Genomic DNA, 23,460 nt, shown 5'->3' on the forward strand with positions numbered 1-23,460 from the left:
GATCCGGCGGGGTGGGTAACTACGTCGAGAACTACAGGACTGATGTTATGGGTTCCCAGTGCTTGCCTGTGACATGCACCTCTGCAAAATCTTGCTCGCGTTGCAAAATCGATGCAGGCCGAGGGTGTCTTGCGCACCTCGGGCCGGTACGGTGTCCCGGTGCGAGCGATACGACGATTCTCCGTCCGCCCTGTCCTCCCCGAGCCGCTGACCGGCCTGGGCACCCTGGTGAACAACCTCCGCTGGGCCTGGCACCCGGAGACGCAGGACGTCTTCGAGGCCGTCGACCCGCAGCTGTGGCGGAGCACCGGCGGTGACCCGGTCAAGCTTCTCGGTGAGGTCCCGGCGGCCCGGCTCGACGAGCTGGCCAATGACAATGCCTTTCTCCGCCGGCTGGAGCTGGCCGTAGCCGACCTGAACGGTTACGTGACCGACGACCGCTGGTTCCAGACCGAGGCCGGTTCGCCGGTGAGCTCGGTGGCTTACTTCTCCCCGGAGTTCGGGATCACCCACGTGCTGCCGCAGTACTCGGGCGGCCTGGGCATCCTGGCCGGTGATCACCTGAAGGCTGCCAGCGACCTCGCCGTACCGCTGATCGGTGTCGGTCTGCTGTATCGGCACGGCTACTTCGCGCAGTACCTGAACGCCGAGGGCTGGCAGCAGGAGCGTTACCCCCTGGTGGATCCGGACGGGCTGCCGATCAGCCTGCTCCGGGATGGTGACGCCCCCGCGACCGTGACTCTGACGTTGCCCGGCAACCGCGAGCTGCACGCGCAGATCTGGGTCGCCCAGGTCGGCCGCGTGCCGCTGCTGATGCTCGACTCCGACATGGAGGAGAACGACGCGGGAGAGCGCGAGGTGACCGACCGGCTGTACGGCGGTACGACGGAGCACCGGCTGCTCCAGGAGCTGCTGCTCGGCGTCGGCGGTGTCCGCGCGGTCCGCGCGTACTGCCGGATCACCGGCCACCCGGCGCCCGAGGTGTTCCACACCAACGAGGGCCACGCCGGTTTCCTCGGCGTCGAGCGGATCCGCGAGCTCGCCGCCGACCAGGGCCTCGACTTCGACACCGCGCTCGAGGTGGCCCGCGGCGGCACCGTGTTCACCACCCACACCCCGGTGCCGGCCGGTATCGACCGGTTCCCGGTCGAGCTGATCCAGCAGCACTTCTCGCCGGACGCGTTCGGCCAGGGGGTCCCGATCGAGCGCATCCTCGAGCTCGGCGCCGAGGACTTCGAGGGCGGCGACCCGGGCGTTTTCAACATGGCGATCATGGGGCTTCGCCTCGCCCAGCGGGCCAACGGCGTGTCCAAGCTGCACGGTGTGGTCAGCCGCGGCATGTTCTCCGGGCTCTGGCCGAGCTTCGACCCGATCGACGTGCCGATCACCTCGATCACCAACGGCGTGCACGCGCCGACCTGGGTGCCCCGGGAGATCCACGAGCTGACCTACGCCAACTACACCGCCGAGGGCGACACCGTCTTCGAGGGTCTGGACAAGACCACCGACCAGCAGATCTGGGAGACCAAGCGGATCCTGCGGCAGCGGTTCATCGACGACACCCGGGCCCGGGTCCGGCAGTCCTGGATCAATCGCGGGGCCAGTGACGCCGAGCTCGGCTGGGTCGACTCGATCCTCGACCCCGACGTGCTGACGATGGGCTTCGCCCGGCGCGTTCCGTCGTACAAGCGGCTGACGCTGATGCTGCGCGACCCGGCCCGGCTGAAGGCGCTGCTGCTGCACCCGCAGCGGCCGGTGCAGATCGTCATCGCGGGCAAGGCGCACCCGCACGACGAGGGCGGCAAGAAGCTGATCCAGGAGATGGTCCGCTTCGCCGACGACCCGGAGGTGCGGCACCGGATCGTATTCGTGCCGGACTACGACATCGCGCTGGCGCAGCCGATGTACCCGGGCTGCGACGTCTGGCTGAACAACCCGCTCCGCCCGTACGAGGCGTGCGGCACGTCCGGCATGAAGGCGGCGCTCAACGGCGCTTTGAACCTGTCCATCCGCGACGGGTGGTGGGACGAGTGGTACGACGACGAGTTCGGCTGGGCGATCCCGTCCGCCGAAGGGATCGAGGACACCGACCGGCGTGACGACCTCGAGGCGCACGCGCTGTACGACCTGATCGAGAAGCAGGTCGCGCCGCGGTTCTACGACGGTGCGGTGCCGGGCCGGTGGATCGAGATGCTGCGGCACACGATCAAGGAGCTTGGCCCGAAGGTGCTCGCCACCCGGATGGTCCGCGACTACGTCGAGCAGCTGTACGTGCCGGCCGCGAAGTCCTCGCGGTCGTTGAACGCGACGTACGACGGTGCGCGCGAGCTGGCCGCGTGGAAGAAGAAGGTCCGGACGGCCTGGCCGCAGATCCGGGTCGACCACGTGGAGCTGCAGGGCCTGGGCGACGTACCGCAGCTCGGGACCACCGTCGGCGTCCGCGCGTTCGCGGCGCTTGGCGACCTGACCCCGGCGGACATCTGCGTCGAGGTGCTGCACGGCCGCGTCGACACCAACGACGAGATCACCGACCCGGTGCGCGCGTCGCTGTCGCTGGCGGAGACCTACGAAGGCAACCGCCACCGCTACGAAGGCGAACTGAAGCTGGACCGCACCGGCCCCTTCGGCTACACCGTCCGGGTGGTCCCCAACCACAACGGCCTCGCCACCCCGGCCGAAATGGGCCTGGCCGCCGGTCCCTCGGACCCCGACGACCCGTCCGCCCCGGACCTCCCCGTCGGCTCCGAATTCTGAGCCCTTCATCACAAACACACGACCCCGCCTGCCTCACCAGGCGGGGTCGTTCGTTTGTCGGCGAGCGCGGCCCCCGACGCTAGGCTTTCGCGCATGGAGTTCGTGCAACTCGCCGATGGCCGCAAGCTGGAGTACCTGATCGAGGGGCCCGCGGACGGGATACCGCTCGTGTTTCATCACGGCACACCGGGTGCTGCCGTCCGCTTAGCTCCACTTGCCGAGGCCGCGGAGCGGCACGGGCTACGACTGGTCAGCCCCGGCCGGCCCGGGTACGGCGCGTCGACACCGCAGCCTGGTCGCTCGATCAGCGACGTGGCCGCCGATGTCAGCAGTGTCCTGGACGCGATCGGTGCGGACCGCTTCCTCAGCATCGGCCTCTCCGGTGGCGGCCCGCATTCGCTGGCCTGCGCGGCGCTGCTCCCCGGCCGCTGCATCGCGGCGGCCACGCTCGCCGGGGTCGGGCCGGCCAACGCGGACGGGCTGGACTTCGTGGCCGGCATGGGGGAGGAGAACGTCGCCGAGTTCGGCGCCGCGTTCAAGGGCCGCGCGGCGCTCGAGCCGCTGATCGAAGAGCAGTCCAGCGAGCTGGCCGGCGCCGCACCGCAGGACTTGGCGGCCGCCTTCGGTGATCTGGTCTCCGAGGTGGACAAGGCGGCGATGACCGGCCCGCTTCTGGACTGGCTCGCCGCCTCGGCCCGGCGCTCCGTCGCCGAGAGCATCGCGGGCTGGCGCGACGACGACCTGGCCTTCGTCAAGGACTGGGGCTTCCGCCTCGATCGGATCAGCACGCCGGTCGCGATCTGGCAGGGCGACCAGGACCGGATGGTCCCCGAGGCCCACGGCCACTGGCTGGCCGGCCACGTCTCCGGCGCCACCTTCCACTTCGAAGCGGGCGAGGGCCACCTCTCCCTGCTGAACGGGATCGACCGCATCGTCGCCGACCTGGTCACCCACCTCACCTGACCACCAGGCCGGCGCCGTTCACCAGGCACGTCGACCTGCCGCCGCCGACCGTGCGCCGTTTCAGGGGTCGCCGGGTCAGGCGCGGGCTACTCGGTCGGGCGGGTGAGATTCATCCAGGCGTGTTCGGTGCGCGCGGGGGACGTGACGAAGGCACGGCCGGTGAAGGTGAGGGCCGGGTTGGACCGGTAGAGATCGGTCAGTTCCTTGCCGGCGGTCTCATCTCCGTTGTCGGAGGCAACCAATAGGCGGGCGACGCGGTCGGTCAGGTCCACGTCGGCACCGTCGAGGCTGCCGGACATGGTGCCCCAGCTGTCCCAGAGCAGGAGTTCGTCGCCTTGCAGGTGGGCGTGCTGGACGTGGACGTAGTTCCGGATGAACCAGCCGCCGCGGATCGGCAGGCCGGGGTCGACGCCGAAGAGATCCGGGTCGAGGTCGCCGGCGCGGACGCCCAGCCACACCTCGGCGGCGGACAGGAACGGGCCCTTCGGCATGTCCAGCGGGTTGAACGGCTGGTCGCCGGCGGGGTCGAGCTCAGGGTCGATCATCACCCAGCGGTCGCCGTTCCAGTACTCCGCGACGACGTGGTCGTGGTTGAACCCGGACGCGAAGTACACCGCGAACCCGATCCGGCTGCGGGCTGGAATCCCCTTGTGCCGCAGGGCGGAGACGAACATCAGCGTGTAGTCCCGGCAGCACCCGACCAACCGGTCGACCGGCTCCCGCGGTACGGCGAGCGCCGTACCGTTGCGCTTCTGGTCGGTCGTCAGCATCGCTGACACCCACCGGTGGTCGATCTCGGCCAGCCGGTCTCCGGTGAACTCGATCCCGCCGCCGCGGTAGTGGATCAGCAGGTTGCGGACCACTGCTCCGATCCCGGCAAGGTCGTCCGGCAACGCATCGAACAAACCGGCGTGTACGCCGGGGTCACTGAACTCGGTCTGAACCGCGTAGTCCATCAGGCTTTCCTTTCGAGAATGGGCAGAGCGATGTCGACGGCCGGCTGGTCTCGCGGAAGCAGATGACAGTCGGGCCGATAGACCTCCCGCGGCGGACCTGCTTCGGGCAAACCGGCCGCGCGCGCCCAGTCGTAGACGAGGTCGTAGGCGAGCATGATCCGCGGAAACGCGCACTCGTCCATCGTGATGCTGCAGTACGCCTCGCGATGGGCCGGTTCGACCCGGATCGCGATCGGCCCGGCCGGATCCACCAGCCCGTCGAACGGCACGCACACCTCGACGGGCGCCTCGGCCTCCGGCGTCACCGCGCCGTGGAAGATCACCCACGACTCTCCGGTCAGCGTCGCCCCCGCGGCGGCCAGGTGCGCGCGGATCTCGTACGTCGAGGACACGATCACCCCGATCAGCGTCTGCTGATCCGTATCGGTCCGGATGGTCGCGATCTTCGTCGCCCGAACGTCGCGGGTCAGCACCGGCCGGGGTGGCAACCCAGACGTCCCCGTCCGGCTCAACCGGTCCCGCAGGTATTGCAGCGTCGCCCGCCGGGCCGCGGTGGTCGCCTCCTGGGCGATCCACCACCGGTCCAGCCGGATCAGCGCTTCCTCGTCGGACCCCGCGAGTATCTCGGCGATCTTGGTCAACGGCATGTCCAGCTGCCGCAGCACACTAATCCGGCGGGCGCGCTCCAGTTGCTCCTCGTTGTACAGGCGGTACCCGTTGGCCGGGTCCACCTGGGCCGGCGGCAACAACCCGGACACGTCGTACAACCGCAACGCCTTGTGCGAAAGCCCGGTCCGCCGTCCGAACTCACTGATCGTCAACACGCGACCATCAAACCCCCTGCCCCAGGGGCAAGGTAAAGCGTCATCCTGGGAACGCCCTCACATCGGGCTGCACCCACCCCGTCCGAGCGGCCGGCGACGCCAGCGTGCGCGACTGGTAGAAATGCATCAGCAGCCGCTTGTCCAAGAGCCCCGGATTGTGCGTGACCAGCTCCTCGAAGGTCGCTTCCGGCTCCTCGTCCATGTGGTACGCCGTCAACTCGACCCAGGCCCGGCTCACGGTCGCGTTGTACTTCTGCGGCACTCCCGCGTAGCGCGCGGTCCGCTGGATCCCGTCGCTGATCAACTCGACCGCGCCGGCCGGCCCACACCGCCGTACGGCGAGCCACGTCAAGTGCACGTGCTCCCGGTGCCCGAACCGGTCGGCGGTCGCCATCACTTCACGCATCAGTTCGTCGAAGGTGCTCATATCGCCGCCAACGCGGTGAGCACCTTGCGAGCCTGATTCACAGCGGTCGGCGACACCCCGGCCAGCGCCTGCTTCTCCACGGCAGCGAAAGCTCGCTGCACCTGACCGGCGCTCTTCACCCCAACCTTCGTCAGCGCGATCTCCACGGCCCGCCGATCACCCGGTCGCGCGGCCCGGGTGATCTGCCCCTTCTGCTCTAGCCGATCGAGTACGCCGGTCAGCGTCGTCGGCCTGACTCCCGCAGCCGCACCCAGCTCGGACACGGTCCGCGCCTGCCCGTCGGCCAGATTCGCCAGCACGTTGACCTCGGAAGCGGTCAGCCCCAGCTCACCCAGCTCCGTCCCCAGCACCTGCAACGTCACATGCGTAGCCCGCTGCAACAGCACCAACAATCCATTTTCCACGAATCCAGATTATCCGGATCCGTAGTATTTGCCCAGTGTGATCGTCAGGGCGCGAGGACAGCGGCCGGCAGGGCGGCGAGCAGGGCGTCGGCGTGGCGGCGGTAGCCGAGGTTGTTGGGGTGGAAGCTGTCCGGCGCGAGCATGCCGCGCCATGGCGGCCGGGCGTGCTGCGAAACCTCAGCCACCGGCAGACCGCGTTCTGTCGCGGTGGTGTTGATCAGCTGGTTGATGCCGGTCACGTACGGGCTGCACACCCCGCCGATGCGCCAGAGGCGGTCCGGGACGGTCAGGTCCATTACCACCGATGAGGACGGGAGCCGCTCGATCACTTGCCGGAGGTGGTCGCGAAACCGCGTCGGCGGCGTGGCCAGGATGTCGTTGCTGCCGATGCCGCACGTCACCAACGCAGGCGTCAGTCCATCGACCAGTGGTAGCTGTTCCTCCAGTACGTGCCGGGTCTGCGCGCCGGACCGCGACAGGTTGAGTACCCGCCACGGACTGCCGGTCCGACGCAGCGCGTTGAGCACTTGGCCGACGTACCCATGCAGTGGCGACGACGCACCAAGCCCTTGAGCAGTGGAGTCGCCGAGCACCACCCAGAGCGGTCCGTCGGCGTCCAGCGCCTTCTCGTTCTGCCGTGTCCAGAAGTCGGCGAATGTCCGAGCCTGTACGTCGACGTACGCGACGCCATCCACCCAGCGCTGCACTGCCAGCCGCGAACTCGTCCGCTCGGCTTCACCCCAACGCATGATCGCGTGGTGCAGCGCACCGATCGGCGTCGTCCGCTCACGCACCCCACGACGCAGCAAAAACATCGGTCCCCCAGACATGAACAGACGGTGACCAGCGAATGTACTGCAGGAAGGTTAACGACCCATCAGAGCGCGCGAACGGCACCGACCGGGACCCGATGGACAGGTCCCGGCCGGTCGCCCCGTTCAGGCGGGATGCGCGGTGGAGCGGTCGCGCCGGCGCTGGACCCCGTACGCGATACCCAGACCCGCGCCGCTCAGCGCGATGCCAGAGAGGGCACCGAGAGCGACTGAGCTCAGGTCCACTGTGTCGCCCGCTGCAGCGGGCGCGGTCGTCTGGTCGTGGGATCCGCCAGGCGGCTCAGGCGGCTCGCTGGCCATCGCCGGCGCGGCGGTTGTCATGAAGGCGACGCTGACTGCCGCCCCCGCGGCCAACCGGGCGAGCCGGCTGGTCATGGAATGCTTCCTGGTGCCTACTGCGGTGGTGAGCATCGCTCCCTCTCCTCCCCGGAGCGGGGTTCGCCATGGTTGGCGATCCGGTTGCGCCTCGAGGTGATGGCACCGTTGTCCCGCCCGGCGGTATCAGGCCGGGCGAGGCCGGTATCAGCGCGGTATCAGCGGCCTTGACGCGTGGCCGGACACGGTCGACAGTCGAAGAGTGGGTATCGCCGTTCTCGGCCCGCTCACCATCGAGGGGGAGTGGAAGAACCTCACACGACGAGACCGCGTCGTTCTGGCCGCATTAGCAGTGCATCCGGGGGAGGTTGTGAGTGCTGGGGCGCTCGCCGACGTGTTGTGGGGAGACCGGCCGCCGGCCTCGGAGGCCAAGGTCGTCCAAGGTTGTGTCGTCCGGTTGCGCAAGCTTCTCGGCAGCCACGCGATCGAGACATCGCCGGCCGGCTACCGGCTGGCCGTTGCTGACGACGAGATCGACAGCCGCCGCTTCGAGCGTGCGGTCGGCCGGGCCGGCCAACTGCTGACGGCCGGCGAGGCGGAACGGGCAGCCGTCGTACTCGCCGATGCGCTGACGCTGTGGCGAGGTCCTCCGTTCGACGAGGTCGCGGGATGGGACACCGCGCGGATCGAGATCGCCCGCCTGAGCGAGCTTCGACAGGTTGCGGAAGAGTTGTATGTGGAGGCGTCGCTGCGGTCCGGTGGCTACGACGGTGCCCTCGGCAAAGCACAGGCTCTGACCGCGGAGGCTCCGCTGCGCGAGCGGAGATGGGCGCTGCTCGCGACCGCGCAGTACCAGGCCGGTCGGCAGGGCGAGGCGCTGGAGACGCTCCGGCGGCTCCGAGTGGTGCTCGACCGTGAGCTCGGGATCGATCCCAGCCCAGCGATCGATGCGCTGGAACAGGCGATCCTGCGTCAGGATCCGGCGCTGGTGGTCCCGAGCGCGCTGCCGGAACCGAGCGCGGTCTGTCCGTACCAAGGCCTGAAGCCGTACGACCTCGACGACGCCGAGCTGTTCTTCGGCCGCGAGTCGCAGGTGGCCGTGGGACTGAGGAAACTGTCCGACACTTCGATCCTTGCGGTCGTCGGCCCGTCCGGTTGCGGCAAGTCCTCACTGATCAGGGCCGGCATCGCGGCGACCCTGCGCAGCGACGGGCGGAGCATCGTGACCATCACGCCAGGGGTCCACCCGCTGCGAGCACTGGCCGCCGCACTGCCCGGCAAAGGCCCGCTGCCCACGCTGGTCGTCGATCAGTGTGAGGAGGTCTTCTCGCTGTGTCAGGACGAGGCCGAACGGAAGGCGTTCCTCACCCGGTTGACCGATCACGCCACCGTGGCGCCGTTGATCCTGTCCTTCCGTGCCGATCGGCTCGCCGACATCTCCTCCCATCCGGGCTTCGCCCAGGTCGTGGAGAACGGCATGCACCTGCTCACCGGGATGTCCGAGGCAGAGCTTCGGGAAGCGATCACCGAACCGGCGCGCCTCGCCTCGCTGATCGTCGAACCAGGTCTGGTCGACCTGCTGATCGGTGAGGTCGCCGACCAGCCCGGCGCTCTCCCGCTGATGTCCCACGTCTTGGCCGAGACTTGGCAGCGTCGAGAAGGCCGCACGCTGACGGTCGCCGGATATCGCGCGTCGGGCGGCATCCAAGGTGCTGTCGCACAGTCCGCCGAGCAGGTCTACGCGCGACTCACACCGGAGCAACAGCCGATGCTGCGGGCGCTCCTGCTGCGCCTGGTCACTCCAGGCCCGGACGGCCAGCCGGTCCGCAGCCGGCTGCCGAGACGGACGGTGGTGACCGGCCCCGAGTCGGACGCGCTCATCGATCTGCTCATCAGCTCTCGCCTCGTCACCAGCGACGACGGCGTCGTCGAACTGGCTCACGAAGCCCTCGCCCGTGCCTGGCCGCGTCTCCGCGGCTGGCTCGAGGATGATCTAGAAGGTCAGCAGATCCTCCATCACCTCACCCAGGTCGCCGACTCGTGGGAATCGCTGGGACGTCCCGAGAGTGAGCTGTACCGAGGCGTCCGCCTCGCAAAGGCCCTGCAGTGGCAACAGGACACAACACCGGACCTCACGCCGACAGAGACCGACTTCCTCACCGCGAGCGAAAGCCTCTCCGCCGCAGAACTCCATGCCGCGGAAGACCGCGCCCGCCAGCAGATCCGTGTCAACCGCCGCCTCCGCGCTGCACTGACCACGGCCGCGATCCTCCTGGTAGGAGCGCTGATCGCCGGCTTCCTCGCAGTCGGCCAAGCCGGCCGAGCTGACCGCCAGGCCACCGCGGCACAAGAAGCAGCCGTAGCCGCAGACGCCGGCCGCGCCGGCGCAAAGGCCGTCGTCCAAAGCGACATCGACACCTCGCTACTGCTCGCCGTGGCCGGCGTCCGCATGAAGGAGTCCCCAGAGTCCCGAGCCAACCTCCTGGCCGCCCTCGCAAAACACCCGCAGCTGATCAGCTCGATCCAAACCGAGAAGCTGGATTCCTACGGCCTGGCGGTGACCGCGGACGGTCGCCGCGTGATCGTGTACGACGCCAACGGCACCGTAGTGCTCTACGACCTGAGCAGTGGCCGACGGCTTGCCGCCCACCGTCCCAAAAACCGATCCTCCGGCGCCGTTCACCTTGATTCCGTGGGCGCGTTCGCCCTGAGCCCGGGCGATCGCGAGCTGGCGGTCGGAATGCCACCACCAACCACCGAACCGGTACGGCTGCTCGAACCCACGACACTCCTTCCAACCGGTCGGCGGCTACCCGGCTTCACCCAGACACCTGCCCGAGCGATCCATCTCGCGTACAGCCACGACGGCAACACTCTCGCCGCGATGCTCCAGTACTACGGCGCTGGTGTCTCGAACGACTTCAGCAGCGGAGCCCTGATCATCTGGGACATCCGGCCGGGCCGCCGGCCGACGGTGCGCAGGACGATGCCGCTGCCGGCCGACTCCGTCCGGGGCGTCGTGCTCAGCCCGGCAGGTGACCGCTTCTACACCACCAGGCCGGCGGCAGCGTACGACGTTGCTTCCGGCAAACAACTCTGGACGCGGCCGGACCTGGCCCTCGAGGAGGCCGATGTCAGTCCGGGCGGGAAGACGCTCGCGCTCGCAGTCGAAGCCGGGGACACCGGCGGCCCGGATCGCTTCAAGGCATTTCTGCTCGACGCTGCGACCGGGAAGACCCTGCACCGGCTGAGCGGACACACGAGCGCCCTCATGGGTGTGCGGTTCTCCCACAGTGGGAAATCCCTGGTGTCGACCGGGTCCGATCTGCGCCTCGTGGTGTGGGACGTAGCCAGTGGACTGGCGTTGGAGGACGTGCCGATCTCAGAGGGCGACACACTGACCGCCGCGTTCAGCCCGGACGACAAGACGCTGTACACGTCGGCAGGCGACAGCGCGGTGCGCACGTGGGATCTCACCGGCAGCCGCAGATACGTCACGCGTGTCAAGAACTCGACTCGTTTCGAGTGGAGTTGCCGATTCATGGCGCCCGGCGGCAAGTCCGTCTATCGAATGGTCAACACGAGCCTCGTCCCTGCGGACGCGGGCGGGCCAGGTGGCAGCTTCGTCAACACCACCACCGGCAAGGCAGTCCGCTTCGACACGACTCACGTCGCCAATTACACGAACAGTTGCGGTAGCTGGCACCCGACCGGGGACAGGTTCGCGATCGGCACCACCGAGGGCTTCGTCTTCGTCTTCGACACTCGAACCGGCCGCGTCCTCGCCAGCCGGAAGGTGTCGGGCGCCCCGGTACTGGACCTCGACTACAGCGGACTCGACGGCAGTCGTCTCGTCGTCGGCGACCAGTCCGGAACGGCAGTGCTACTGGATGCGGACACCCTGCTCCCGCTCAGCAAACCCATCAAGGTCGGTGCTTCGATCGCGTGGTTGTCGGCGAGCCCGGACAACCATTCGGCCTTCGTGCTGACCGGCGGACGCCGCATCTCGGATCGGCTGGACGTTCCCTCCACGGGCTGGGCAATGGTCGATCTGGCCGCGGGCACGGTGCTGCGGCGCGGGAAGCTTCCGATGAGCGATCCCGAGTTGGTCTCCTTCGCGCCGGACGGCAGGCGGGTCGCCATCGGGAGCATCAAGGGACATGTTGTGATCGTGGACTCAGACACCGGTGTGGCGGTGGCTCCACCGCAACTCGTCCATCAGGGCTTCACCAACGGTCTTGCCTTCTCGGCGGACAGTCGGTTGCTGGTGTCGTCCGGCTGGGAAGGTGGCGTCAGTCTGTTCGACGGCACGACGGCGGCGCTCCTCGGTTCCGTCCTCACGCCGAACCAGCAAATTGTCAGCGCCGATTTCCTCGCCGACGGTCACACGGTGATGATCGCCGCGTATGACGACGGGATCTACCGGTGGGACACGCGGCTGGAGCACGCGATCGAGACTGCGTGCCGAATGGCCGGCCGCGATCTGACTGCGGCGGAGTGGCGGGAGAACTTCGGTGATCGGCCCTATACGAAGACCTGTTAGAGCGCGCGGAGTAGGACCAGGCAGCGAGGGGCTAGGGGGACGGTGGCTCCGGCTTCTACTTCGGTGACCATGCTGTTGCTGGTGTCGAGGACTACTTCGTAGGCGGGAGCCCAGGAGGGATCGGGGACGACTACCTGGCGGGTCTCCGGGGTGGCGTTGAGGGCCAGGAGGAAGGAGTTGTCGGTGAGGGCGTTGCCTTCGGCGTCGGTGGCGCGGAGGGCGTCGCCGGCCAGGAACATGCCGATGGTTCGGAGGTTGCCGTCGTACCAGTCGGCGTCGGTCATCTCGCCGCCGTGCGGTGCGATCCAGGACAGGTCCTTGCGACCGCCTGGTACGACGGGGCCGCCGGAGAAGTAGTGCCATTGCCGCAGGACCGGGTGGGCCGCCCGCAGTGCGATCAGCTTCTTCGTCAGCTCAAGGTGATCGGACCACTCGGCCGGCAGCGACCAGTCGAACCAGGAGAGCTCGTTGTCCTGGCAGTAGGCGTTGTTGTTGCCGTGCTGGGTCCGCCCGCACTCGTCCCCGGCGGTGATCATCGGTACGCCGGTGGAGAGGATCAGCGTGGACATCAGATTGGCCATCTGGCGTTTGCGCAACGCAACCACACGCCGGTCAGCGGTCTCGCCCTCGAAACCGCAGTTCCACGACCGGTTGTCGTCAGTGCCGTCCCGGTTGTCCTCGTGGTTCGCCTCATTGTGCTTGTGGTTGTAGCTGACCAGATCCCGCAGGGTGAACCCGTCGTGCGCGGTGACGAAGTTGATCGACGCGTACGGGTACCGCCCGTCGTCGCCGTACAGGTCGCTGGAGCCGGACAGCCGGTAGGCGAGGTCCTTCACGCCGTCGGAGGTGTTCCGCCAGACGTCGCGGACGCTGTCGCGGAACTTGCCGTTCCACTCCGACCACGGCGTGCCGAAGTTGCCGACCTGGTAGCCGAACGGCCCGACGTCCCATGGCTCGGCGATCAGCTTGACCCGGCCGAGGACCGGATCGGCTGCGACCTCGGCGAGGAACGGGTGCTCGACCGTGTCGACCTCGTGCCGCTCGTTGCGGATCAGCGTCACGGCCAGGTCGAACCGGAACCCGTCGACGCCCATCTCCTCGACCCAGTACCGCAGCGAGTCCATCACCAGCCGGCGGACCTGCGGGTGCGAGGTGTCGACCGAGTTGCCGGTGCCGGTCACGTCGTACATCGCGGCGCCGTGTGCGAGCCGGTAGTACGCGCGGTTGTCGATGCCGCGGAAGCTCAGCGTCGGCCCGTCGAACCCGCCCTCGGCGGTGTGGTTGTAGACCACGTCGAGGATCACTTCGATGCCGGCGGCGTGGAACGCGGCGACCATCGCTTTGAACTCGGCCACCTGCTCACCGCGCGAGCCCGCAGACGAGTACGGCGCGTGGGGCGCGAAGAAGCCGAGGGTGTTGTAACCCCAGTAGTTCGGCAGGCCGCGGGCCGCGATCGAGGGCTCGGTGAGGAAGTGGTGGATCGGCAGCAACTCGACCGACGTGACCCCGAGGTCGGTCAGATAGCTGATCACGGACGGGTGCGCGAGACCGGCGTACGTCCCGCGCTGGTGCTCGGGTACGTCGGGATGGAGTTTGGTGAAGCCCTTGGTGTGCAACTCGTAGATGACCGTCTCGCCCCAGTGCACCGGCTCGCTGATCGGCGGTGGCGGTTCGGAGGCGGCGACGACCACGCTGACCGGGACATGCCCGGCCGAGTCGCCGTCGGACGAGTCGTAGATGAGTGGGCTGGCGAAGTTTAGCGAGCCGTCGACGGCCCGCGCGTACGGGTCGAGCAGAAGCTTGGACGGGTTGAAGCGGAGCCCGTGCGATGGGTTGAACGGACCGTGCACGCGGTACCCGTACCGCTGGCCGGCGCCGACGCCAGGGACGAACCCGGTCCAGTATTCACCGGTATGGGCCAGATCCAGGTTCCGCTGGCTGCCGTCGTCGGCGATCAGCGCCAGCTCGACGCGCTCGGCCGCAGGAGCCCAGAGCGTGAACGTCGTCCCATCGGTCTGGACCACTGCTCCGAGCCCGAGAGTGGTCGGGGCGGCGGTCACGTCGGTCACCGGCACATTCTGCACAGTCTGGGGTGGCTTATCGATAACGAAGGTGGATGTGTTCATGAGACGGTAGTTGCGAACGCCTGTGCGCAATGATACGCAAGGACCGTTACTAATTAGCCGAAGTCCAGCAGGGCCGAGTAGGGGATCACATGTCGGAAGAGTTGGCCGGTCTGACCGTCGGTCTGATCGGCGCGGGCAACATCGCCCACGTCCACGTCGCCGCGTGGAAAGCACTCGGCGCCCGGGTTCTGGTGCACTCACTCGAGGGCGCCGACGAGCTCGCCGAGCAGTACGACCTGGAGGTCGCGCCATCGCTGGACGGTCTCCTGGCGGAGGTTGAGTTCGTCGACATCGTCACGCCGTCGCCGACGCACAAGGAGATCGCGCTGGCCGCGATCAAGGCCGGCAAGAACGTGATCTGCGAGAAGCCGCTGACGCTCACCGCGGCCGACTCGCACGAGGTCATCGACGCCGCGCAGGCCGCCGGCGTCCGGCTGTACCCGGCCCACGTGGTCCGGTACTTCCCGGCGTACAAGGCGGCGTACGACGCGATCCAGGCGGGCCGGATCGGCGAGGTCGCGGTGGCGCGGTTCTTCCGCCAGGCATCGTCGCCGGCCGGTGCCGGGTGGTATCGCGACGTCGCCCACTCCGGCGGCGTGATCATGGACCTGATGGTCCACGACCTCGACCAGGCCCGTTGGCTGTGTGGCGAGGTCACCAGCGTGTACGCCGTACAGAACCCGCCGACCGTGGACGGCATCAGCCCGGTCAACGTGGCGGCACATGTGACGCTCACCCATGACACGGGGGCGATCAGCCACTGCCGCGCGACGTGGGGCGCGACGGGTACGACGTTCCAGTCCGGCTATCAGGTCGCGGGGTCGAATGGCGTCCTGAAGTACACGTCCAACGGCGACACCGGCTTTGCCGAGGAGTTGCAGGACGGTGGGGCCGGCGGCGATCTGCTGATCCCGGCGTCGACGCTGGGGGAGAGTCCTTACCTGACACAACTACGTGAGCTGGCGATCGGTCTGCGCGGTGGACCGGAGCCCCGAGTGCTCGCACCGGATGGCGCTACCGCGGTCTATCTGGCCGAAGCGGCCCGCGCGTCCATGGAGACCGGCCGCGCTGTCGACATGAAGACCTTCGTCCAGACGGGAGCCGTGGCATGAGCCTGAAGATCGCGATCGCTTCGTTCGCTCACACTCACGCGGCGGGCTACGCCCACCTGCTCGGCTCGATGCCGGACGTCGAGGTGCTGTCCGCCGATCCCGACGGTGCGTCCGCGCCCGACTCCGGTCCGCGGGGTGCTGCCTTTGCCGAGCAGATCGGCATCCCGTACGTCGACTCGTACGACGAGCTGTTCGCCTGGGGCCCGGACGCCGTGGTGGTGACCTCGGAGAACGCCGGCCATCGTGCACTGGTCGAGCGTGCGGCCGCGGCCGGTGCGCACGTGCTGTGCGAGAAGCCGCTGGCCACGGAGGTCGAGGACGGCGAGGCGATGCTGGCTGCCTGCGAGGCCGCCGGATCGATCCTGATGATCGCGTATCCGGTCCGCTTCTCGCCGTCGTACCTGCGGCTGCGGGCCATGGTCGAAGCCGGCCGGCTCGGCGACGTGTTCGCCGTACTGGGGACGAACAACGGGAAGATCCCGTACGACCAGCGGCAGTGGTTCACCGACCCGAAGCAGGCTGGTGGGGGAGCGCTCGTCGACCACACCGTGCACTGTGCCGACCTGATCGACGGTCTGACCGGCGGTGCGTCGGCGACGCGGGTGTACGCCGCGGCCAACCACGTGCTGCATCAGGACAAGGGCGTGGCCGTGGAGACCGGTGGGCTGGTGACGGTCAACTACGACAACGGGCTGCTGGCAACCATCGACTGCTCCTGGAGCGTTCCGGACAACGGTCCGACCTGGGGTGGTGTCTCGCTGCAGGTGACCGGGACCAACGGGTCCGTGGAGATCGAGCCGTTCCTCCCGCATGTGGGAGGCACGGATGCGTCCGGTGAGGTCTTCCTGGCGATCGGGGGCAACCTCGACGCGTCCCTGCTCGCGACGTTCCTGGACGCGGTGCGCGAGTCCGGCCCCGCGAAGCCCGGTACGACGCCTGCCGTCGTACCGCAGCCGGACGGTGCGGTCGGGCTGCGCACGCTGCGCATCGTGGACGCCGCCCGCCGCTCCGCCGCCTCGGGGCAAGCGGTCGAGCTCTGATCTCCGCTGGTCGCCACCATCTACGGGCCGGTGGCGACCAGCACCCTCAGCGTCTCCTACACGTGAGCCCGCGGTACACCCGCTTGGCCTGTTCCGGTACGGTTCCGGGGATGTGACCCGCGGGTAGTAGCGGCCCCTGGACTGTGAAGGAGCGAGGCGATGGGCGAGTTCGTCAACCTCACCGTGAGTGATGGTGTGGGCACGATCCGGCTGGACCGGCCGAAGATGAACGCGCTGAACGTCCAGGTCCAGGAAGAGATCCGGGCAGCAGCGGTTGCTGCGGCTGAGGACGACGCAGTCCGCGCCGTGGTGGTCTACGGCGGCGAGCGGGTGTTCGCGGCCGGCGCGGACATCAAGGAGATGGCCGACATGTCGTACGCCGACATGGTCAAGCGCTCCGGTCCGCTGCAAATCGCGCTGTCCGCGGTCGCCGCGATCCCCAAGCCGACCGTCGCGGCCATCACCGGGTATGCGCTCGGTGGTGGCTGCGAGCTGGCGCTGTGCGCCGACTACCGGATCGCCGCCGAGGACGCCAAGCTCGGCCAACCGGAGATCCTGCTCGGAGTCATCCCTGGCGCCGGTGGCACCCAGCGGCTGTCCCGCCTGATCGGCGCGTCCAAGGCCAAGGACATCATCTACACCGGACGCTTCGTCGACGCCGCCGAGTCGCTCGCGATCGGCCTGGTCGACAAGGTCGTGCCGGCCGCTGAGGTCTACGGCGCGGCTGTCGCCTGGGCGTCGCAGTTCTCCGGCGGTGCGGCGCTGGCGCTGCGGGCCGCCAAGGAGGCGATCGACGCCGGGCTCGGCGTTGACCTGCAGACCGGGCTGGAGATCGAGCGGCAGCAGTTCGCCGCGCTGTTCGCCACGGAGGACCGCGGCATCGGGATGAAGTCCTTCGTCGAGAACGGCCCCGGCAAGGCCGAGTTCAAGGGAAACTGAATGACCACCTCTGCTGAGAAGCCGGCCGCGACCGCCGAAGAGGTCGAGGCGGCCTGGAACGACAACAAGCTCGCCCAGGTGCTCTACCACGACTGGGAGGCGTCGACGTACGACGAGAAGTGGTCGATCTCGTACGACGAACGCTGCGTCACCTACGCCCGTGACCGCTTCACCGCGATCGCCGGCTCGGACGGCTGGCCGTACGGCAAGTCGCTGGAGATCGGCGCCGGCACAGGCTTCTTCACCCTGAATCTCAAGCTGGCCGGAGTGCTCGCCGAGGCGCACGTCACCGACCTCTCGCCGGGCATGGTCGAGGCGGCCGAGAAGAACGCGGCCACCCTCGGCTTCGCGGTCGAGGGCCGGGTCGCGGACGCGGAGAAGCTCCCGTACGACGACGACACCTTCGACCTTGTCATCGGCCACGCCGTCATCCACCACATCCCGGATGTGGAGCTCGCCTTCCGCGAGATGCTGCGCGTGCTCAAGCCGGGCGGCCGCTTCGTCATCTGCGGCGAGCCCACCCGGTACGGCGACTACGTCGCGCGCCGGCTGTCCCGGTTCACCTGGTGGGCGACCACGAACGTGACGAAGCTTCCCGCGCTCTCGCAGTGGCGTCGTCCGCAGGAGGAGCTCGACGAGTCGTCCCGGGCCGCCGCGCTGGAGGCGGTCGTCGATCTGCACACGTTCGACCCGGACACCCTGGCCCGGATGGCCGGTCGCGCCGGGGCTGTCGACGTACGGACTGTCACCGAGGAGTTGTTGGCGGCGTGGGTCGGGTGGCCGATCCGGACGTTCGAGGCCGCCGTACCGGAGCAGAAGCTCGGGTTCGGCTGGCGGATGTTCGCGTACAAGTCGTGGCTGCAGTTGTCGAAGGTGGACAAGGTGCTGTCGGCCGTCGTTCCCGACGAGCTGTACTACAACGTCTCGATCACAGGTGGCGCTCCCTCTGCGCAGTAGGGTGTTCTGATGCGGTTGCTGACCGCGGCGAATCTGAGCTGGGTGGTGCGCCATCGGGCCTGGACGCCGTACTACCTGAAGCGCTACTGGCGGTTCGCCTGGTTCAAGCTGCGCCACCCGCAGGTGATCACCGAAGGTTTCGTCTTCCTGGGCAAGAAGCTGGAGGTCGTGGCGCGGCCCGGCCACGGCCGGATCATCCTCGGCAAGTGGGTGCACCTGGGTGACGAGACCCGGCTGCGCGCGCACGAGGGCACGCTGCGGATCGGCGACAAGGTGGTGTTCGCGCGCGCCGTCACGGTGAACTGCTACCTGGACATCGAGATCGGTGCGTCCACGCTGATCGCGGACTGGACCTACATCTGCGACTTCGACCACAAGACCGACGACCTGGACCTGCCGATCAAGGACCAGGGCCTGGTGAAGTCACCGGTCCGGATCGGCCCGGACTGCTGGCTGGCCACGAAGGTGACCGTGACGCGCGGAACCGACATCGGTCGCGGCGTGGTGATCGGTGCGAACAGCGTTGCCCGTGGCAACATTCCTGCGTACGCCGTCGCCGCCGGGGTCCCGGCCGTCGTCGTCGCCGACCGCACCACCCGATACGCGGCCAACGCCGCCCGCCGCGCCTACCTGGCCGGCCTGGCCGAGGCCAATGCGCGCACCAAGGCGCGGCTCCATACCGGAGTCCCCGTCGAGGCGAGCGTCGTACCGGAGGAGGTCGCCGCCGACGATGTGGTGGCGACCGGTGACGAAGAGGTTGGCGGCGAGGGGTTCTCAAGTTACTCACCGGTCGGGCACTATGTCCCGCACGAAGAGTCAGTGGCCCCACACGATCGGTTGAGCGTCGGAGAGGAGACCCACCGTGCCTGATCCCGTCGGTGCGGAGCCGTCCGCGGGCGACCGCTCGCCGCTGGACCAGGCCGCGGCCGACGGCTCGATCACGCAGGCCCGGATCCGCTCGGTCGACCCGGTTCCGATCGTGACGGAACCCGCTGGCGCTACGTTGGAACCAGTGCTTGAAACGAATGATCCGGATGTGGGCGTGAATCAAAGGGTGGACCCAGAGGTACAGGCAGTGGACGGCACGACAGCGGCGCGGGCTCCGTTCGCGGGCGCCCGGCGCAGGTTGTCACCGCGGCCGGTCCCGGTCAGCCGGCGCAGGAGACCGCCGGCCGCGACCACCGGACCGGCGACGGACGAGGATCCGACCCCGGCTGAGGAGATGGACGACGTGGGTACGCACGACGAGAAGGCGACGGCCGCCGAAGCCGACAAGGCCGCGGACACCGGCACCCCGACGCCGGCCGCCGAGGCGAGCGGTGCGGGTGCGACGGCCACCGCGACGAGGACCGCCCGGCCGAAGACCGCGGCGGAGATCGTCGCGGAGCAGCGAGCGCGGGAGAAGGCTGCGGCGGAGACCCCGGCCGGCAGTCCGGCCATGGGCACCGGTGCGGCCGGCTCGGAGGCAGCCGCACCCGAGGCCGGCAAGGCTGCGAGCAGCGATCCGGCGGCGACGTCGGTGACCAAGCCGGTCGGTAAGGTGCCGACAGGGGCTGTTGCCTCGAGCAACAGACCCGCCGGCCCGAAGGGCTCGGCCGGCTCGGGTAAGGGCAAGCAGGCGCTGACGTCGGTGGGCTCCGGGGTGCGGAAGCTGCGCAACCTGATCGCCTCGCTGATCTGGCTGGCCGCGGTGCTGGCGGCCGCGGTACTGGCCCTCGGTGCGCTGTTCACCGCGCTCGACCAGACCAACCAGAGCAACGAGATCGTGCGCTGGATCCTGGAGCGCGGGCACGACCTGGTCGGGCCGTTCAAGGACCTGTTCCGGCTCGAGACCGCGAAGAACACGCTGCTGGTGAACTGGGGGATCGCGGCGCTGGTCTACCTGATTGCCGGCAAGATCATCGAACGCTTCGTGCGTCCTTAGGGCGCGCCACTAGGATGAGATCGAGAGATTCGTCCAGGTCGCCTGGGCGGATCTCGAAGTCCTCGTGCGTGGTGCTCGTGACGAGCTCGGCGAGATTCGCATCCCACGCGTCATGCTCGGCGGCCAGCTGACCGTCGACGCAGGACCCGTACTGCGCCTCCCACGCGGTGAGTCGTCGTCCGTGGCGGAGTCCGAGGGCTCGCGTGATGTCGAAGTGCGGCTCGAGCAATTCGGCGAACTCGGCGGCCGTGAGCTCGCGCGTGTGGTACCAGTTCCCACTCGGGAAGGTCAGGCGGTTCGGCGTACTCAGGACGAGGGTGCCGGTCGGCTTGAGGATGCGCGCGCACTCGGTGACGAACCGCGGCTGCTCCCAGAGGTGCTCGATCGTCTGCAACGACGTAACGAGATCGAACGTGCCGGTCGCGAAGGCGGTCTGGACGAGATTGCCCCGGACGACATTGAGCTGTGGATAAACCCGGCCGACGTGCCGCAACGTCGTATGTTCATAGTCGAGACCGGTCACGGAGTCCGCCCCGGCCAGGCGGAGTTGCTCCGCGCCGTAGCCCTCGCCGCAGCCGGCGTCGAGGACGCGGCCGGTCGGATCGATCGGCAGATTGGCCGTGATCCAGCGATAGGCGGCGTCGTGGCGCGCGAACCAGTAGTTCTCGTGCCAGATCCCGGGCGCGGTTCTCTCGCCGGTGAGCGGTAACGTCTCGGTCACCTGAGTCAGACTAGGGCTGCGCCGGCCGGACCGGTGCTGCGCCGGACTGTGATGGGACTCGCACGCGCCATATGTTTCTCGCGAGTAACATCCGTGGCAGGCTTGGGAGAGACCGTTAACCAGAAGGGGTCCCACACGCTATGAAGATCGTCGTCTGCGCGAAGTTCGTGCCGGATGCCACCGCGGACCGCCGCTTCCGCTCGGAGGACAACACGGTGGACCGTGCGGGTGTCGACGGGCTGCTGTCCGAGCTGGACGAGTACGCCGTCGAGACCGCTCTGACTGTGAAAGAGAGTGACGGTGACCCTGCTGACACTGTGGTGACGGTGCTGACCGTCGGGCCCGAGCAGGCCGCTGACGCGGTGAAGAAGGGTCTGCAGATGGGTGCCGACGCCGGTGTCCACGTGATCGACGACGCGATCCACGGCTCGGACGCGGTCGCGACCTCGCTGATCTTGTCGAAGGCGCTGGCCAAACTCGAGGCCGATCTGGTCGTGTTCGGGATGGGCTCGACCGACGGCAGCATGGGTGTCGTGCCGGCGATGGTGTCGGAGCGGCTCGGGCTGCCGGCCGTGACGCTGGGCTCGGAGGTGACCGTCGACGGGCAGACCGTGCGGATCCGCCGTGACGGCGACACCGCGAGCGACACGGTCGAGGGCACGCTGCCGCTGGTGCTGTCGGTGTCCGACCAGGCCAACGAGCCGCGGTACCCGTCGTTCAAGGGGATCATGGCGGCGAAGAAGAAGCCGGTCCAGACCTGGTCGCTGGCCGACCTGGAGATCTCCGCCGAGCAGGTGGGTGGCGCGAGCGCGTGGACCGAGGTGGTCGAGGTGACCGCCCGTCCGCCGCGCAGCGCCGGCACGATCGTCACCGACGAGGACGGCAGCGGTGCCGCCGAGCTCGTCGAGTTCCTGTCCACCAACAAGTTCCTCTGAGGAGCGATCAGTTCATGTCGAACGTTCTGGTTCTCGTTGACCACACCGGCGGCCAGGTCCGCAAGACCACCGCGGAGCTCCTCACCATCGCACGCCGGCTCGGCGAGCCGGTCGCCGTCTACATCGGCGAGGGCGTGCAGGACGCGCTGCCGGCCCTCGGTCAGTACGGCGCGACCAAGGTGATCGCGCTGTCCGACCCGTCGCTAACGCAGTTCCTAGTGGCTCCGAAGGCCGAGGCGCTGCAGCAGGTCGCGGCGAAGATCGAGCCGGCCGCGATCCTGATCTCGTCGAACGCCGAGGGCAAGGAGATCGCGGCCCGGCTCGCGGTCAAGCTCGACTCCGGCCTGATCACCGACGCGGTAGATGTCGTCGCCGGCGATGGCGGCGCGGTCACCACGCAGTCGGTCTTCGCGGGTAACTTCACCGTCCAGGCGAAGGTCACCCACGGCACGCCGATCATCACGGTCAAGCCGAACGCCGCCACCCCGGAGGCCGCACAGACCTCGCCGGAGGTGGAGGAGTTCGACGTGACGATCTCCGACGGCGCGAAGACCGCCCGCATCACCGATTCCAAGCCCCGCGAGGCGACGGGTCGCCCCGAGCTCACCGAGGCCGCGATCATCGTCTCCGGCGGTCGCGGCACCGGCGGCGACTTCGGCCCCGTCGAAGCCTTCGCCGACTCGCTGGGCGCCGCAGTCGGCGCCTCCCGCGCCGCCGTGGACTCGGGTTGGTACCCGCACGCCTACCAGGTGGGCCAAACCGGCAAGACCGTCTCGCCGCAGCTCTACGTGGCGGCAGGCATCTCGGGCGCGATCCAGCACCGAGCCGGCATGCAAACCTCGAAAACCATCGTCGCCATCAACAAGGACCCCGAAGCCCCCATCTTCGAACTGGTCGACTTCGGCGTAGTAGGCGACCTCCACAAGGTCCTCCCCACCGCCACCGAAGAAGTAACCAAGCGCAAGAACTAACCCCCGATCGGCTAACCCCGGCCCCTGCCCGGCTCGGCACCCATCCCGAGCCGGGCATCATCTTGTCGCCGGTGGCTCACCTCCGAGTCGTGGATTTCGGTCGGCGATACCGGCATCCGCCAACCGTCCTCCACGACTCGCCGCCCACGAGTTGGTCTGGAACTTGAAGCCGTGGACCCGCCGGCTTGATCCGGCCCTCGGCGGTCAGTTGTCGATCGCCTGATAGACAGTGGTCCAGAAGTCCTGCCACATCGGCAGGACTTCTGGACGCCCGCGTGTGCCGCTGCAGGATGACGATCGCCGTCAAGTCCTCGGCGGGATCGTCGTACCAAGCGGTGCCGTAGAAGCCGGGACATCCGTAGCTCCCAGCCCAGAGGCCGAGGTGCTCGGGGTGGGTGCGGACGGACATGCCGAAACCGCAGCTCGTGGTGTCGAAGTATCCGGGCCAGAACCCGGGGACCGCCTTCTGTGCCGGCGTCAGGCGGTCGCTGGTCATCAGCGTGACCGACGGCCGCGACAGCAAGAAACGTCGAGGTCGTTACCGCACTTGCCTTCCGCCCCGGGGCAATTTCGGGGGAGAACCTCGCAGCTGCACCCTTCTACCCACCGCATTCCGGGGGTGAAGGGACCAGATCAGGGGTGAACCCCGCACCTGGCCGTCGGGTCCGGCTTCGAGGTGGTGGTCGCTGCGGGTTACCTCCTCAACCTTGCTTGAC

At 68.5% G+C, this 23,460-nt stretch carries 18 protein-coding genes and 1 pseudogene; 11 read left to right on the plus strand and 8 right to left on the minus strand.

Going from position 1 to position 23,460, the window contains the following annotated elements; translation table 11 throughout:
- Positions 1-159 precede the first annotated feature (159 nt).
- A complete protein-coding gene (gene glgP / locus ACXC9Q_RS21380) occupies positions 160-2,754 on the plus strand; it encodes an alpha-glucan family phosphorylase (protein ID WP_457058370.1) in 2,595 nt (864 codons plus the stop codon).
- Between the two features lie 93 nt (positions 2,755-2,847).
- Entirely contained in the window at positions 2,848-3,717 is an 870-nt protein-coding gene (locus ACXC9Q_RS21385; protein ID WP_457058371.1) for an alpha/beta fold hydrolase, read from the plus strand.
- Between the two features lie 86 nt (positions 3,718-3,803).
- Here the strand turns inward: ACXC9Q_RS21385 and ACXC9Q_RS21390 are convergent, their stop codons facing one another.
- The 6 genes from ACXC9Q_RS21390 to ACXC9Q_RS21415 all read right to left on the minus strand — a co-directional run bounded on the left by ACXC9Q_RS21390 (position 3,804) and on the right by ACXC9Q_RS21415 (position 7,536).
- On the minus strand, positions 3,804-4,673 hold the full coding sequence (locus ACXC9Q_RS21390) for a transglutaminase-like domain-containing protein (protein ID WP_457058372.1): 870 nt from the start codon (positions 4,671-4,673) through the stop codon (positions 3,804-3,806).
- Positions 4,673-5,497, minus strand: a complete 825-nt coding sequence (locus tag ACXC9Q_RS21395; protein ID WP_457058373.1) for a MerR family transcriptional regulator — start codon at positions 5,495-5,497, stop codon at positions 4,673-4,675. The genes ACXC9Q_RS21390 and ACXC9Q_RS21395 overlap by 1 nt, the downstream gene beginning before the upstream one ends.
- Before the next feature lie 40 nt (positions 5,498-5,537).
- Positions 5,538-5,924, minus strand: coding sequence for a hypothetical protein (locus tag ACXC9Q_RS21400; RefSeq protein ID WP_457058374.1), 387 nt, complete (start codon positions 5,922-5,924; stop codon positions 5,538-5,540).
- A complete protein-coding gene (locus tag ACXC9Q_RS21405) occupies positions 5,921-6,328 on the minus strand; it encodes a MarR family winged helix-turn-helix transcriptional regulator (RefSeq protein WP_457058375.1) in 408 nt (135 codons plus the stop codon). Before ACXC9Q_RS21405 ends, ACXC9Q_RS21400 begins: the two co-directional genes overlap by 4 nt.
- A 44-nt stretch (positions 6,329-6,372) precedes the next feature.
- On the minus strand, positions 6,373-7,158 hold the full coding sequence (locus tag ACXC9Q_RS21410; protein ID WP_457058376.1) for an SGNH/GDSL hydrolase family protein: 786 nt from the start codon (positions 7,156-7,158) through the stop codon (positions 6,373-6,375).
- A gap of 108 nt (positions 7,159-7,266) precedes the next feature.
- A complete protein-coding gene (locus ACXC9Q_RS21415; protein ID WP_457058377.1) occupies positions 7,267-7,536 on the minus strand; it encodes a hypothetical protein in 270 nt (89 codons plus the stop codon).
- Positions 7,537-7,738: 202 nt separating this feature from the next.
- Here ACXC9Q_RS21415 and ACXC9Q_RS21420 point away from each other — a divergent pair, with 202 nt between their 5' ends.
- Positions 7,739-12,019, plus strand: coding sequence for an nSTAND1 domain-containing NTPase (locus tag ACXC9Q_RS21420; protein WP_457058378.1), 4,281 nt, complete (start codon positions 7,739-7,741; stop codon positions 12,017-12,019).
- On the opposite strand, the gene glgX is transcribed toward ACXC9Q_RS21420, so the two are convergent.
- A complete protein-coding gene (glgX, locus tag ACXC9Q_RS21425; protein WP_457058379.1) occupies positions 12,016-14,088 on the minus strand; it encodes a glycogen debranching protein GlgX in 2,073 nt (690 codons plus the stop codon). The genes ACXC9Q_RS21420 and glgX overlap by 4 nt on opposite strands.
- A gap of 128 nt (positions 14,089-14,216) precedes the next feature.
- On the opposite strand from glgX, the pseudogene ACXC9Q_RS21430 reads away from it, so the two are divergent.
- From ACXC9Q_RS21430 to ACXC9Q_RS21455, 6 genes and pseudogenes are all read left to right on the plus strand, one after another.
- Positions 14,217-15,257 (plus strand): annotated as a pseudogene (locus ACXC9Q_RS21430) (Gfo/Idh/MocA family protein); the annotation flags it as partial.
- Complete coding sequence (locus tag ACXC9Q_RS21435) at positions 15,254-16,297, plus strand: Gfo/Idh/MocA family protein (protein ID WP_457058380.1); 1,044 nt, start codon at positions 15,254-15,256, stop codon at positions 16,295-16,297. The pseudogene ACXC9Q_RS21430 and the gene ACXC9Q_RS21435, both read left to right, overlap by 4 nt.
- Positions 16,298-16,456: 159 nt before the next feature.
- Complete coding sequence (locus ACXC9Q_RS21440) at positions 16,457-17,236, plus strand: enoyl-CoA hydratase/isomerase family protein (protein WP_457058381.1); 780 nt, start codon at positions 16,457-16,459, stop codon at positions 17,234-17,236.
- A complete protein-coding gene (locus ACXC9Q_RS21445) occupies positions 17,237-18,193 on the plus strand; it encodes a methyltransferase domain-containing protein (RefSeq protein WP_457058382.1) in 957 nt (318 codons plus the stop codon).
- Positions 18,194-18,202: 9 nt separating this feature from the next.
- Positions 18,203-19,063, plus strand: coding sequence for an acyltransferase (locus ACXC9Q_RS21450; RefSeq protein WP_457058383.1), 861 nt, complete (start codon positions 18,203-18,205; stop codon positions 19,061-19,063).
- Complete coding sequence (locus ACXC9Q_RS21455; protein ID WP_457058384.1) at positions 19,056-20,117, plus strand: hypothetical protein; 1,062 nt, start codon at positions 19,056-19,058, stop codon at positions 20,115-20,117. The genes ACXC9Q_RS21450 and ACXC9Q_RS21455 overlap by 8 nt, the downstream gene beginning before the upstream one ends.
- Here the strand turns inward: ACXC9Q_RS21455 and ACXC9Q_RS21460 are convergent.
- On the minus strand, positions 20,092-20,838 hold the full coding sequence (locus tag ACXC9Q_RS21460) for a class I SAM-dependent methyltransferase (protein ID WP_457058385.1): 747 nt from the start codon (positions 20,836-20,838) through the stop codon (positions 20,092-20,094). The genes ACXC9Q_RS21455 and ACXC9Q_RS21460 overlap by 26 nt on opposite strands.
- A 140-nt stretch (positions 20,839-20,978) precedes the next feature.
- On the opposite strand from ACXC9Q_RS21460, the gene ACXC9Q_RS21465 reads away from it, so the two are divergent.
- Together ACXC9Q_RS21465 and ACXC9Q_RS21470 are read left to right on the plus strand one after the other, a co-directional pair.
- Complete coding sequence (locus ACXC9Q_RS21465; RefSeq protein WP_457058386.1) at positions 20,979-21,773, plus strand: electron transfer flavoprotein subunit beta/FixA family protein; 795 nt, start codon at positions 20,979-20,981, stop codon at positions 21,771-21,773.
- A gap of 14 nt (positions 21,774-21,787) precedes the next feature.
- Positions 21,788-22,744: an electron transfer flavoprotein subunit alpha/FixB family protein gene (locus ACXC9Q_RS21470; RefSeq protein WP_457058387.1), complete on the plus strand. Its 957-nt coding sequence runs from the start codon at positions 21,788-21,790 to the stop codon at positions 22,742-22,744.
- Positions 22,745-23,460: the final 716 nt, after the last annotated feature.

Source organism: Kribbella sp. CWNU-51 (assembly GCF_054073265.1).